The sequence below is a fragment of the Aeromonas mytilicola subsp. aquatica genome (assembly GCF_044336385.1).
Lineage (GTDB): Bacteria > Pseudomonadota > Gammaproteobacteria > Enterobacterales > Aeromonadaceae > Aeromonas > Aeromonas rivipollensis.
Genome location: NZ_CP172298.1, coordinates 2,844,401 through 2,857,251, shown reverse-complemented (window position 1 = coordinate 2,857,251; position 12,851 = coordinate 2,844,401). Strand labels below are relative to the sequence as shown.

The 12,851-nt window shown below is 63.0% G+C and carries 14 protein-coding genes; 11 read left to right on the top strand and 3 right to left on the bottom strand.

Translation table 11 applies throughout. The features are described 5' to 3' along the window. Window position 1: 1 nt before the first annotated feature. The 10 genes from hybA to ACFWHB_RS13005 all read left to right on the top strand — a co-directional run bounded on the left by hybA (window position 2) and on the right by ACFWHB_RS13005 (window position 9,931). Window positions 2–1,045, top strand: a complete 1,044-nt coding sequence (gene hybA, locus ACFWHB_RS13050; protein ID WP_395948596.1) for a hydrogenase 2 operon protein HybA — start codon at window positions 2–4, stop codon at window positions 1,043–1,045. Continuing rightward, window positions 1,038–2,225 carry a Ni/Fe-hydrogenase cytochrome b subunit gene (hybB, locus tag ACFWHB_RS13045; protein ID WP_139744840.1) on the top strand — a complete coding sequence of 396 codons (1,188 nt, stop codon included), beginning with the start codon at window positions 1,038–1,040 and terminating at the stop codon, window positions 2,223–2,225. Before hybA ends, hybB begins: the two co-directional genes overlap by 8 nt. Continuing rightward, window positions 2,222–3,925 carry a hydrogenase 2 large subunit gene (gene hybC, locus ACFWHB_RS13040; protein ID WP_395948595.1) on the top strand — a complete coding sequence of 568 codons (1,704 nt, stop codon included), beginning with the start codon at window positions 2,222–2,224 and terminating at the stop codon, window positions 3,923–3,925. Before hybB ends, hybC begins: the two co-directional genes overlap by 4 nt. After that, complete coding sequence (locus ACFWHB_RS13035; RefSeq protein WP_395948594.1) at window positions 3,925–4,455, top strand: HyaD/HybD family hydrogenase maturation endopeptidase; 531 nt, start codon at window positions 3,925–3,927, stop codon at window positions 4,453–4,455. Before hybC ends, ACFWHB_RS13035 begins: the two co-directional genes overlap by 1 nt. Further along, on the top strand, window positions 4,437–4,976 hold the full coding sequence (hybE, locus tag ACFWHB_RS13030) for a hydrogenase-2 assembly chaperone (protein ID WP_395948593.1): 540 nt from the start codon (window positions 4,437–4,439) through the stop codon (window positions 4,974–4,976). Before ACFWHB_RS13035 ends, hybE begins: the two co-directional genes overlap by 19 nt. A gap of 103 nt (window positions 4,977–5,079) precedes the next feature. Continuing rightward, the gene (locus ACFWHB_RS13025; protein ID WP_395948592.1) at window positions 5,080–6,708 is read left to right on the top strand and encodes an ABC transporter substrate-binding protein; all 1,629 of its coding nucleotides are present in this window, start codon (window positions 5,080–5,082) and stop codon (window positions 6,706–6,708) included. Beyond that, the gene (locus ACFWHB_RS13020) at window positions 6,693–7,703 is read left to right on the top strand and encodes an ABC transporter permease (protein WP_395948591.1); all 1,011 of its coding nucleotides are present in this window, start codon (window positions 6,693–6,695) and stop codon (window positions 7,701–7,703) included. Before ACFWHB_RS13025 ends, ACFWHB_RS13020 begins: the two co-directional genes overlap by 16 nt. Next, window positions 7,693–8,508 carry an ABC transporter permease gene (locus ACFWHB_RS13015; RefSeq protein WP_395948590.1) on the top strand — a complete coding sequence of 272 codons (816 nt, stop codon included), beginning with the start codon at window positions 7,693–7,695 and terminating at the stop codon, window positions 8,506–8,508. Before ACFWHB_RS13020 ends, ACFWHB_RS13015 begins: the two co-directional genes overlap by 11 nt. Continuing rightward, on the top strand, window positions 8,502–9,290 hold the full coding sequence (locus ACFWHB_RS13010; protein ID WP_395948589.1) for an ATP-binding cassette domain-containing protein: 789 nt from the start codon (window positions 8,502–8,504) through the stop codon (window positions 9,288–9,290). Before ACFWHB_RS13015 ends, ACFWHB_RS13010 begins: the two co-directional genes overlap by 7 nt. Next, complete coding sequence (locus ACFWHB_RS13005) at window positions 9,290–9,931, top strand: ATP-binding cassette domain-containing protein (RefSeq protein WP_395948588.1); 642 nt, start codon at window positions 9,290–9,292, stop codon at window positions 9,929–9,931. Before ACFWHB_RS13010 ends, ACFWHB_RS13005 begins: the two co-directional genes overlap by 1 nt. 328 nt (window positions 9,932–10,259) lie before the next feature. On the opposite strand, the gene hypB is transcribed toward ACFWHB_RS13005, so the two are convergent. After that, on the bottom strand, window positions 10,260–11,108 hold the full coding sequence (gene hypB, locus ACFWHB_RS13000; RefSeq protein WP_395948587.1) for a hydrogenase nickel incorporation protein HypB: 849 nt from the start codon (window positions 11,106–11,108) through the stop codon (window positions 10,260–10,262). Here hypB and ACFWHB_RS12995 point away from each other — a divergent pair. After that, window positions 11,001–11,369, top strand: a complete 369-nt coding sequence (locus tag ACFWHB_RS12995; protein WP_338120454.1) for a hypothetical protein — start codon at window positions 11,001–11,003, stop codon at window positions 11,367–11,369. The two genes, hypB and ACFWHB_RS12995, sit on opposite strands and share 108 nt — an antisense overlap. Here ACFWHB_RS12995 and hypA read toward each other — a convergent pair. Then, window positions 11,347–11,688, bottom strand: a complete 342-nt coding sequence (hypA, locus tag ACFWHB_RS12990) for a hydrogenase maturation nickel metallochaperone HypA (RefSeq protein WP_395948586.1) — start codon at window positions 11,686–11,688, stop codon at window positions 11,347–11,349. The two genes, ACFWHB_RS12995 and hypA, sit on opposite strands and share 23 nt — an antisense overlap. An 84-nt stretch (window positions 11,689–11,772) precedes the next feature. Next, the gene (hypE, locus tag ACFWHB_RS12985) at window positions 11,773–12,777 is read right to left on the bottom strand and encodes a hydrogenase expression/formation protein HypE (RefSeq protein ID WP_395948585.1); all 1,005 of its coding nucleotides are present in this window, start codon (window positions 12,775–12,777) and stop codon (window positions 11,773–11,775) included. Window positions 12,778–12,851: the final 74 nt, after the last annotated feature.

The following is a 12,851-nucleotide window of genomic DNA, read 5'->3' as shown; positions in this document are numbered from 1 at the left end:
CGTGAACAGACGCAATTTCCTCAAATTCGCCTCCGTCGGTGCACTGGCGGCGGGCACAGCCGTCCCCGGCACCGCACTGGCGGCGGCCAAGAACAAGCCGCCGATTCCCGGGTCGCTCGGCATGCTCTACGACTCCACCCTCTGCGTAGGCTGTCAGGCCTGTGTGGCGGAGTGTCAGCGCCTCAACGGCAACCCGGCCAATCCGGAGGGCGCACAGACCTGGTCCACCAACGACAAGCTGACCCCCTACACCAACAACATCATTCAGGTGTGGAAGAGCGGCACCGGCGAGCACAAGGATCAACTGGTGGATGGCTACGCCTACATCAAGAAGCAGTGCATGCACTGTGTCGATCCCAACTGCGTCTCCGTCTGTCCGGTGCAGGCCCTTAAAAAAGATCCCAAGACCGGCATAGTTCACTACGATCCGGACGTCTGCACCGGCTGCCGCTACTGCATGGTGGGTTGCCCCTTCGACGTGCCCAAATATGACTACGACAATCCGCTTGGGGCCATCCACAAGTGCGAGCTCTGCAACCAGAAGGGGCTTGAGCGGATCGATCAGGGCAAGCTACCCGGCTGTGTCGAGGTGTGCCCGACTGGCGCCGTGATTTTCGGTACCCGCGAGGATCTGATGGCCGAGGCCAAGCGCCGCCTGCTGGCCACCCCCGGCAGTGAATACGCCTATCCCCGCCAGACCCTCTCCGCCAACGACCCCTACCTGCATCAGGTGCCGAGCTACCAGCCTTACGTCTATGGCGAGAAGGAGGGGGGCGGTACCCAGGTGCTGGTGCTGGCCGGAGTGCCCTATACCAGGCTCGACATGCCCGATCTGCCGGAGCTCTCCTCCGGGGCCCGCTCCGAACATATCCAGCACACCCTCTACAAGGGGATGGTGCTGCCCATGGTGGTGCTGACCGGGCTCTCGGTGCTCATTCGCCGCAACAGCAAGAAGAATGGCCACGATCACCCTGATGACGAGGGCCATGGGCCTGACAGTCACCAGGATCAGGGCTCGGCAAAGGGAGGCAAGGATCATGAGTAATCACAAGGCGCATCCGCTGGGCGGCAAGCTGGTCAGCTGGCCGGTGCTGGTGCTGGCCCCCTTCGCCGTGTTGTGCGGCATGTTGATTTTGAAACGCCTCTTCTTCGGGCTGGGCTCGGTCACCGATCTCAACGGCGGCTATCCCTGGGGGCTGTGGATCTCGTTCGATCTGCTGATCGGCACAGGTTTCGCCTGTGGCGGCTGGGCGCTGGCCTGGGCGGTCTATGTGTTCAACCGGGGCGAGTATCACCCGCTGGTGCGACCGGCCCTGCTGGCGAGCCTGTTCGGCTACTCGCTAGGTGGCCTCTCCATCACCATAGACGTGGGGCGTTACTGGAATTTGCCGTACTTCTATCTGCCCGGCCACTTCAACACCTCCTCGGTACTGTTCGAGACGGCGGTCTGCATGACCATCTATATCGGGGTCATGGCGCTGGAGTTCGCACCTGTGCTGTTGGAGAAGTTCGGCTGGAAGGCGTCACTCATTCGCCTCAACAAGATCATGTTCTTCGTGCTGGCGTTGGGGGCGCTGCTGCCCACCATGCACCAGTCCTCCATGGGTTCCCTGATGATAGTGGCGGGGGAGAAGATACATCCGCTCTGGCAAAGCTACGAGTTGCTGCCTGTCTTCTCCTTGCTCACCGCCTTCATCATGGGCTTCTCCATCGTAGTGTTCGAGGGCTCTTTGGTGCAGGCGGGGCTGGCGGGGCGTGGGCCCAACGAGAAGTCACTCTTCTACAAGCTGACCCAGGTGATCGACATCTTCCTGATCCTGTTTGTGGCGCTGCGCTTTGCCGAGATCGTCATCAACGACAAGTCGGAGTACCTCTCCGAGTGGAATCGCTACGCCTTGATGTTCTGGAGCGAGATCGCGCTGATGATATTCCCGCTGCTGGTGTTCCACTGGGACAAGAGCCGCCGGGATTCGCGCATGTTGTTCCTGGGGGCCCTCAGCATGCTGCTGGGCGCCGCCCTCTGGCGGCTGGATTACTCCCTGCTCGCCTTCAACCCCGGCAATGGCTACCACTACTTCCCCTCTGCGGAGGAGGTACTGATCTCCCTGGGCTTCGTCGCCATCGAGGTGTGTGCCTATTTGCTGTTGATCCGGCTGCTGCCGGTACTGCCATCACTTGAACGTGTTCACCAAGATTATCAGGCCCGAGGGAAAGCCAACGTATGAGCCAACGTATCACCATAGACCCCATCACCCGCATTGAGGGGCACCTGCGTATCGACTGCGAAATCGAAGGCGGCAAAGTGACCAAAGCCTGGTCGTCCGGCACCATGTGGCGCGGGATGGAGGAGATCGTCAAAGGCAACGACCCGCGCGATGCCTGGATGATTGTGCAGCGCATCTGCGGGGTCTGTACCTCCATTCACGCCATCGCCTCGGTGCGGGCGGTGGAGAACGCCATCGGCGCCAAGGTGCCGGTCAACGCCCAGTTCATCCGCAACCTCATCATCGCGGCCCACAACATCCACGATCACATAGTCCACTTCTACCAGCTCTCCGCGCTGGACTGGGTGGACATCACGGCAGCCCTTGAGGCCAATCCGCAGAAGGCGGCGGATATTCTCAAGGGGGTCTCTACCTGGTCCCTCAACAGCGCCGAGGAGCTGACCAAGGTGCAGGACAAGATCCGCGCCCTGGTTGCCAGCGGCCAGCTAGGCATCTTTGCCAACGGCTACTGGGGCCACAAGGCGATGAAGCTGAGCCCTGAGGTGAACCTCATCGCCGTGGCCCACTACCTGCAGGCACTGGAGTGCCAGCGCGATGCCAACCGCATCGTCGCCATCCTGGGGGGCAAGAGCCCGCACATTCAGAACCTGGCGGTGGGCGGCGTGGCCAACCCCATCAACCTGGATGCGCCCAGCGTGCTCAACCTCGAGCGCCTCATGTATGTGAAGAGCTTTATCGACCGGCTCGGCGAGTTTATCGAACAGGTCTACAAGGTGGATGCCGCCATCATAGCCGCCCACTATCCCGAGTGGCTGGCACTGGGGCAGGGGGCCAAGCACTACCTGAGCGTGCCCGAGCTCCCCACCGATGCCGACGGCGGCAGCTTCCTGATGCCGGGCGGCTACATCGAAAACGGCGATCTGGCGAATTACCGCCCCATAGAGAGCCATCAGGACGCCTGGCTGATGGATGGCATCGCCGAGAGCAACAAGCACGCCTGGTACAAGGATGACGCCCCCCTCAAGCCCTGGGAGGGCAAGACGGAGCCGAACTACACCGGCTGGCAGGATGACGGCAAATACTCCTGGGTCAAATCCCCCACCTTCTACGGCAAGGTGGTGGAGGTAGGGCCTCTCGCAGACTTGCTGGTGAAACTGGCCGCCAAACACCCGGAAACGGTGGCGCACTTCGACCAGTTGAATGGCATCTACAAGGCACTCACCGGCTCTGCCATCAAGACCGAGCAACTGCACTCCACCCTGGGCCGCATCATCGGCCGGGCGGTGCGCTGCTGCGTGCTAAAAGACACCCTGGCGCACCAGTGGAAGGCGCTCATCGACAACATCGGCAAGGGGGACACCACAGCCTATATCAAGGCCGAGATCCCGGCGGACAAGGAGTTTCGCGGGGTGGGCTTTGAAGAGGCGCCGCGCGGCATGCTCTCCCACTGGATCGTCATCAAGGAGGGCAAGATCGCCAACTATCAGGCGGTAGTGCCATCGACCTGGAACTCGGGCCCGCGCAACTTCAATGACGAGCCCGGCCCCTACGAGCAAGCGCTGGTAGGTACCCCGGTGGCCGATCCGGCCAAGCCGCTGGAGGTGGTACGCACCATCCACTCGTTCGACCCCTGCATGTCCTGCGCGGTGCACGTGGTGGATACCCAGAATGGTGAAACGACTCAGGTGAAGGTGCTGTGATGAACACCCTGATCCTGGGGGTGGGCAACCTGCTCTTGAGTGACGAGGCGGTGGGCGTGCGCATCGTCGAGGCGCTGGGGCGCGAATACCGTTTCGCCCCCGGCATAGAGCTGCTCGACGGCGGCACCGCCGGCATGGAGCTGCTCGAAGCCATGGCCAGTCGCGACCACATCATTCTGGCGGATGCGGTGCGAAGCGGTAATCCGCCGGGCACTGTGGTGACCCTGAAGGATGAGGAGATCCCGACCCTGTTTGGCCGCAAGATCTCCCCCCATCAGCTGGGGCTGGCGGATGTGCTCTCGGCGCTGCACATGACGGGGGAATCCCCCAAGCGGCTCACCCTGATCGGCATAGAGCCTGAATCACTCGAACCCCGCATCGGTCTCACCCCAGTGGTGGCCGCCGCCATGGGGGAGGCGAAGGATAGGATCTTGACCCTGCTGGCCAGCGTCGGCGCCCCCGCCATTGCGCTCTCTGCCGCCGAGCGGGCAAAACAAGAACGGGAGGGTCTATGGCGCAGTCCCATTTAAGCGAGCTTGATGCTGAGCTGGAATGTGTGCAGGAGATTTCGGGTTTTGCCAGCAATCCCGCGCCCCTGCTGGTGGCCCAGTATGAGCTGATCGCCCGGGAACAGATGCAAGGGCTGCCCTTCTATCACGCCACCATGCCAATCGTGGCACAGTGCGTGCTGTTTGAAGGTCAGTGGCTCGGTTGCGTGCTCACCCCCTGGATGCTGAGCCTGGTGGTGCTGCCGGGGCCGGATCAACTGTGGCCGGTGCGTAGCAACAGCGATCGGCTCGCCCTGCAGCTCCCCTGCGGCAATATGACCTTTATGGTGGGTGAGCTGCCCGAGACGGGGCAGCTGCTGGCCTGTTCGCTCATGTCGCCGCTGGATCCTCATCTCGGGGCGGAGGAGGGCAGGGCGCTGGTGAGCAGTACCCTCAAGATGCTGCTCTCCTTGCCGGTGCAGCAAGGCGGTGGCGTGGATCTGGGTCGGCGCCGGCTGTTTGGAGCCCGCCGCAGCCAGGGGCCAGGGGCCACCGAGTCCTAGTTTCAGGGAGCATCCGCCATATATCGGGGGCCCCTGTCGGCCCCTTCGTTCGATGTGTCGCCCGGCGCCCTGCGTCGGCTGGCTCAGATGGATAAGGAGTCTTATGACCATCCCCCGTCATGCCCGCAGCCAGGTTCGCCCTTATGGCGCCCCTGTGGTCGCCACCCTACTGCTGGCCCTGCTCTCGGGCATGTCTCATTCGGTGCAGGCCGCCCAGCCGGTACCCACCGAGCTCAAGCTCGCCATCGGCTGTGAGCCCACCGAAGGGTTCGACCCCTTGCTTGGCTGGAGTCACGGCAGCCATCTGCTGCTGCACAGCCCGCTGCTCAAGCAGATTGCTGGCGATAGTGCGGATCTCGGCTGGCAGGATCTGCTCACCGAATCTGTGACCCCGAACCAGGATGGCAAGAGGTGGCTCATCCGCCTCAAGCCTGACCTGAAATTCTCCAACGGCGCGCCGCTCACCGCCGAGGATGTGGCCTTTACCTACAACAGCGCGGCCAAGGGCGGCGGCAAGATTGATATGGGCAATTTCGTGAAGGCTGAAGTGGTGTCGCCCACCGAGGTTGCCATAGTCTTAAGCGCCCCCCAGAGCACCTTCGTCAACGTGCTGGGCTCCTTGGGCATAGTGTCAAAGCGGGATTACGATCCCAAGGCGTACGCCCAGAAGCCAGTCGGTGCCGGCCCTTACCGGCTGGTGAGTTTCCTGCCCGGCCAGCAACTGGTGGTGGAGGCGAACCCCTATTACGCCGGCGGCAGCAATGACTTCAAACGGCTGGTGTTTGTCTTTATCGACGAAGAGAGCGCCTATGCCGCCGCCCGGAGCAATCAACTCGATCTGGTGCGCATCGCCCCGTCGCTTGCGCCCACAGTGCCGGATTCGCTGCGGCTCTGGGTGCGGCCGAGTGTGGAGAACCGTGGCATCGTCTTCCCCATTCCGCCAGCGGGCGGCAAGGATGCCAAGGGTTATCCCATCGGCAACGACATAACCTCGGACGTGGCGGTGCGCCGCGCCATCAACTACGCCATCGACCGCCAGCTGCTGGCCGACCAGCTGCTGGAAGGGCACGCCATTCCCGCCTACAGCGCGGTAGAAGGCTTGCCGTGGAACAACCCTGCAGCCGCCTTTAAGGATGGCGATGTCGCCCATGCCAACGCCCTGCTCGACGAGGCGGGCTGGAAGATGGGCAGTGACGGCATTCGTCACAAGGGCCCGCTTCGCGCCGCTTTTACCCTCTGGTACACCAGTGGCGACAGCACCCGCCGGGATCTGGCGGAAGCGGTGCGTGCCATGCTCAAACCCATAGGTCTGGAGGTGAGCCTCAAATCCGGCAGCTGGGAGCAGGTCGAGCGCGAGATGCATGCCAATCCGGTGCTGATGGGGTGGGGGAGTCTGGACCCCATGGAGCTCTATCACCACTACCAGAGCGGCTCCCGCGGCGTGGAGTTCTACAACCCGGGCTATTACAGCAACCCTGTGGTGGATGGCCATCTCAAGCAGGCGCTGGATGCCCCGAACTGGCAGGCGGCCGTACCCTTCTGGCAGCAGGTGGAGTGGGATGGCAAAACTGGCGCCGGGGTGCAGGGGGATGCCGCCTGGGCCTGGCTGCTCAATGTGCAGCACACCTATCTGGCCAACAGTTGCATCGACCTTGGCAAGGGGGCGCCGGAAATTCACGGTAGCTGGTCACTCCTCAACAACCTGCAGGATTGGCGGTGGACGTGCCGGTAAGTTCGCCCTTGAGTCATTCAGGTTATCTGTTGCTAAAAGCCCTGCTGCGTCTGGCAGGGCTCTTGTGTCTGGTCTCGGTCGCCACCTTTGTGCTGCTGAGCTACTCCCCCATAGATCCCATCAAGGCCTATATCGGCAACGATCTGCTCCATGTGCCGCCCGAGCAGTACGCCCGCATCGCCGCCCGCTGGGGGCTGGATCAGCCGCTGTGGCTGCGCTACTGGCACTGGTTCGGTCAGGTGCTGCGGGGGGATCTCGGTTACTCCATGCTCTACAACGCGCCTGTGGCTCAGGTGATAGGCAGCCGCTTTGCTGCCTCCTTCCTGCTGCTGGCGGGCGCCTGGCTGCTCTCCGGCTTTTTCGGCATTTTGCTGGGCCTCTGCGCCGGTCGCTATCTTAACCGCTGGCCCGATCGCTTTATCTGCCGCTTTGCTTACTTGCTCGCCTCCCTGCCCACCTTCTGGGTCGGTCTGTTGCTGCTCGCCCTGTTTGCGGTGCACTGGCCGCTGCTCCCTGTTTGCTGCGCCTGGACGCCGGGCCTCTCTGCCGATGAGGCGGACTGGCTGATGCGATTGCGCCATCTGTTTCTGCCGGTGACCACGCTTGCGTTGCTCGGAGTGGGCAACATTGCCCTGCATACCCGGGGGCGGGTGGCCGAGGTGCTGGAGAGTGACTTTATCCGCTACGCCCGCGCCCAGGGCGATGGCGGCTGGCCCATGCTGCGTTTTCATGTGCTGCGCCACGCCCTGACCCCGGCGCTCTGCCTGCAGTTTGCCTCCCTCGGTGAGCTGATTGGCGGATCCCTGTTGGCGGAGAAAGTTTTCTCTTATCCGGGGCTCGGGCAAGCCACCGTGGATGCGGGGCTGCGGGGCGACATCCCCTTGCTGATGGGAATCGTGCTTTTTTGCACCCTGCTGGTCTTTATTGGCAACACTGTGGCCAGTTTGCTGCTGGCCCGCATCAATCGGGGCTGGGAGGGCGAGCATGCTGTTTAATCCGCTTCCTTCACTGCTGCGGCTGGGTTTTGCCCTGATAGGATTGGCACTGCTGGCCGCCTACGGCTGGAGCTTGTCGGCTCAGGATGTACCGATGGATCTGCTGGCGCGCCAGCAGCCCCCCTCGCTGGCCCACTGGTTCGGCACCGATCAGATGGGGCGGGATCTCTGGCTGCGGGCATTTCAGGGCACCCTCACCAGTCTTGAGATAGGGCTAGGCACGGCCCTGTGCAGTGGCCTGCTGGCCATGGTGGCGGCAAGCCTCTCGCTCATCCACCCCAGATGCGATGTAGCGGTGCGGCTGCTCATCGACGCCATGCTGGCGTTACCCCATATGCTGCTGCTGATCCTGATCTGCTTTACCCTGGGGGGCGGCATGCGCGGGGTGATCCTGGCGGTGGCGCTGACCCACTGGCCTAAGCTGGCGCTGATCCTTTGCGCAGAAGCGCGGCGGATCGCCTGCAGCGACTATGTGGTGCTGGCCCGTTGTCAGGGGATGGGGGCGCTGCGTCGCTGGCGCACCCACCTGCTGCCGGGGCTCTTGCCCCAGTGGTTTATCGGCACCCTGCTGATGTTTCCCCATGCGGTGCTGCACAGCGCCGCCTTGAGCTTTCTCGGCTTTGGTCTGGCGGCCCACGAGGCCTCTCTTGGCCTGCTGCTGGCCGATGCGTTGCGTTATCTGGCCGGTGGCGGCTGGTGGCTGGCCCTCTTCCCGGGACTGATGTTGCTGCTGCTGGTGTTGCTGTTTGATCAGGCTACCCGCGCTTTGCAACAGCTGCTGTGGCACAGGAGTGAACCGTGCTGAGTTTTGACCATGTGACCATAGAGGCGGCCCACTACTCCTGGCTGGGGCGGCGCAGCTGGCAGCCATTGCTGACCGATATCAGCCTGCAACTGGCGCAGGGGGAGATAGTGGCGCTGGTGGGGGGGAGCGGCGAGGGCAAGAGCCTGTTGCTGCAAAGTGCCCTGACCCTGCTGCCGGACAACCTGCGGATGCACGGCACCATCTCCCTCGATGGCACGCCCCTGTGCGATGCCAGCCGGGCCCGTTTGCGCGGCCACACCCTCTGCTATGTGCCGCAGGGGGTGAGCGCCCTCAATCCGCTGCTGACGGTGGAACGCCAGCTGGGCCGCGCGGCACGTCTGTGTGGCCAGAGCGGTTCCCGCGAGCGGCTCGGCGAGCAGTTGCAGCGCTACCAGCTACCCGCTGCCACCCTGGACAGATACCCGCGCCAGCTCTCCGGCGGCATGGCCAAGCGCATTCTGGCCTGCACCGCGGCGCTCGGCGGCGCCCGCTACATTCTGGCGGACGAGATCACCGCCTGGCTCGACGAGGGGCTGGCCTGTCTGCTGCTCAGCCAATTGCGTGAATTGGCCAATCAGGGTAGCGGCATCCTTTGGGTCACCCACGATCTGGCGCTGGCGGCCCGGTTTGCCGATCGCATAGTCGCGCTGCATCAGGGGCAGGTGAGCGATACCTTGAGCAGCCAGCATCTGCGGCAAGGGCAGGGGAGCGAGATGCTCCGCGCCCACTGGCAGGCGCTGCCGGAGTTCAACGCACTCTTCTCTGTGCCGGAGGTTTCCTGATGTTTGAGGTACGGGATCTCACCATTACCCAGGGGAAACGCCCCCTCTGGCAGGGGCTTATCCTGACGGTGAAAGCGGGCGAGCGGCTCGGCATTTCCGCCCCGAGCGGTTATGGCAAGACCACGCTGGGGCGGGTATTGGCGGGCTGGCAACCGGTTCGGGGAAGTGGGGAAATTCTGCTGGATGGGCAGCCAGTGCCTGAACAGGTAAAAGGTTATAACCCTATCCAGCTGGTGCCCCAGCACCCCGAACTCACCTTCAATCCCTATCGCACCACAGGGCAGGCGCTCTGGGATGTATGGCGCCCCGATGACGCCATGCTGGCCCGCTTTATGGTCAAACCAGAGTGGCTCAGTCGCAAGCCGGGTCAGCTCTCCGGTGGCGAGCTGGCCCGCATCGCGCTGTTGCGCGCCCTCGATCCCCGCACCCGGTTGCTTGTCGCCGACGAGGTGACCGCCCAGCTGGATCCGCAAATCCAGCGCCAGCTCTGGCAGGAGTTGATGCGCGAGTGCGAGCAGCGCGGGCTTGGCATGCTTGTCTTCAGTCACCAGCAGGCACTGCTGCGCCAGGTGTGCCACCGGCTGATCCGTGTCGGCGAGGGGCCATCCGAGCAGGCGGCTGCCGTGAGCAGCGCGGCCTGAGCGCTGGCGTACCCCCTCATCCCCAACCCTTCTCCCGCGAGGGGAGAAGGGAGCAAAATATGCGATTCGTGTGTGCGATCTGTGTGTCGGAATATTTGCAGATACGGCGGCACGATCGGTATCCACGAACAGGTTCCCTATCCCTGGGGAGAGGGCCAGGGTGAGGGGGCGACGCACATGAGAAGCTGGCAGTTTGGCGCAGATAGCCATGCAAGGTTCGAACATAACAAGAGAGGGAGGCCTATGCCTCCCTCTCTTGTTATCAACATTCCCGGCACCTTGGTGGCGGTAGGTTCGATTAGCGCAGCGTAATCGGACGCTCGTAACCTCAGGCCGTGGCCAGCCAGTTAAGCCAGGCATCCATCCCTTCGCCCGTGGTGGCGCTGACCTGGATCACCTGAATATAGGGGTTGACCCGTTTGGCGTTCTCGATGCAGCGGGCCACGTCAAAGCTGACATAGGGCAGCAGGTCAATCTTGTTGATCACCATCAGCTGGGCGGCGGCGAACATGTCCGGGTATTTGAGGGGCTTCTCTTCCCCTTCGGTGACGGAGAGGATCGCCACCTTGTACTTCTCGCCGAGATCGAAGCTGGCGGGGCAGACCAGATTGCCCACGTTCTCGATAAAGAGGATGCCCCCTTCATTGGCGGGCAGCTGGTGGCAGGCATCGTGGACCATTTTGGCGTCCAGATGGCAGCCCTTGCCGGTGTTGATCTGCACGGCAGGGACACCGGTGGCACGGATGCGGTCCGCATCGGCGCTGGTCTGCTGATCCCCTTCGATCACGGCGCAGGGGCGCTTGTCGGCCAGCTGGCGCAAGGTTTCGCACAGCAGGGTGGTTTTGCCTGAACCCGGGCTAGAGACGAGATTGAGCACCAACTGGGCCGCCTCGTCGAAGTGTTCGCGGTTGTGGGCTGCCAGCTTGTTGTTCTTGGCCAGCACATCCATCTCGATGGCGATCAGCTGACGCTGCCCTATGCCGGGCACCGACAATCCCGCTTCCCCTTTGCCATAGTGCAGCTCACCCTGTTGATGGTCGTGGTCGTGGTCGTGGTCGTGGTCGTGGTCATGGGGATGCTCGTGGTCATGAGCATGACTATGGTGATGCGGGTGGGCGTGATCATGATGATGGTCGTGGGGGTGATTGTGATGGTGCTCATGACCCTCTGCTCCCACTGGCGCCCGCACCCCGTGGTAGTGGTGATGGACATCCCCCTGATGGTGATAGTGGTGGTGAATGATCAGGGTGCGCGGCGCGCTCTGCTCATGGGCATGATGATGATCGTGCTCATGGCCATGTTCATGGTGGTGCTCATGAGCGTGTTCATGGTCGTGATCGTGGTGGTGGGCATGGTCGTTACCATCTTTATGGCCGGCGATCCGCGCCTGGCCGCATCCGCATACGCTACACATATCAACTTACCTCGATGTCGGTGATGCGCAGGCTGTTCCCTTGCGCGACTCGTAATTTGTATCCGCCACACTCGGGACAGGCTTGTCCACGCTCGGTGAGGGTGACCGTCTGGTTGCAGTCGTAACACCAGGCCTCTGCCGCCTGGTGCTGAAAGTGAAGTTGGGCCCCCTCGACGACTGTGCCCTTGGCGGCGGCCTCGAAACAGAAGGCAATGGTGTCCGGGTCGACGCAGGAGAAGCTGCCGACCTCGAGCCAGAGGGCGGTCACCCTGGTAAAGCCCCGCTGGGTGGCCTGTTCGGCCGCCAGATCGATGGCGGCCATGGCCAGAGACATTTCGTGCATGGTGGCTCCTTAACCGATATGGGGAGGAGGAGTGACTCCTCCCCCTAATTGGGAAAATGGCATATGGGTGAACGGCATGGCCGCTCAACAGATCCGAGGCAGCAGTTCCCCCTGCGGCAGCTCCAGATAACGGCGGCTGCCCCAGGGGTTGTTGAGGATCACCTTGTGGCGATCGCTCGCCTGCACCACGCCGATCTGGTTGGCGGCAGGGTTGAATTGCCGCAAGATGCCCAGCGCGTCCTGCGCCTGTTCGGCAGGCAGGGCCAGCACCATGGTCCCCTCGTTGGCGAGATCATGGGGCTCGAAGCCGTAGAGTTCGCACAGGCCACGCACCGGATCGCAGACCGGAATGGCAGACTCCTCCAGCTCGATACCCACTTGGGAGGCGCTGCTCCATTCGTTGAGCACTGCCGCAAGGCCACCGCGGGTGGCATCGCGCAGGGCGTGGGGGGTAATGCCAGCTTTTAGCAGCGCTTCTACCTGCGGCCAGAGGGTGGTGCAGTCGCTCTTGAGTGTCGAGCCTAGCTGCAAGGCATCGCGGGCCATCAGAATGCAGGCGCCGTGGCTGCCGATATCCCGCGACACCAGAATGGCGTCACCGGCCTTGAGGCTCCGCACCGAGATGCCCCGGCTCTGTTCGGGCAGGGGGAAGGTGCCGACCCCGCTGGTGTTGATGAAGATCTTGTCGGCCGCTCCCCTGGGCACCACCTTGGTGTCGCCGCAGACGATGCGGGCGCCGCTCTTGGCAAGCTCTGCGGCCATCGACTCGACGATGCGGACGAGATCGGCGTAGGGGAAACCCTCCTCGATAATGAAGCTGGCGCTCAGGTATTCCGGTTTGGCTCCCATCATGGCGAGATCGTTGACCGTGCCGGCGATGGCCAGTTTGCCGATATCGCCCCCCTCGAAGAAGAGCGGCGAGACGGTAAAGCTGTCGGTGGTGAAGGCGACGGGGCCGCTCACCGGCAGCAGGGCGGCATCTTCACCGCGCAGCAGGATCTCGTTGCCAAAGTGGTGAAAGAAGAGCTGGTAGATCAGCTGGTTCATCTCCACACCGCCGCCGCCGTGGCTTAACTGGATTTCTCTCATCGGGTCTGGTTCTCCACAAGATTGCCGAAACAGGCTGGTTCATCTCCACCCATCACCCGACCACCGTGGCTTAA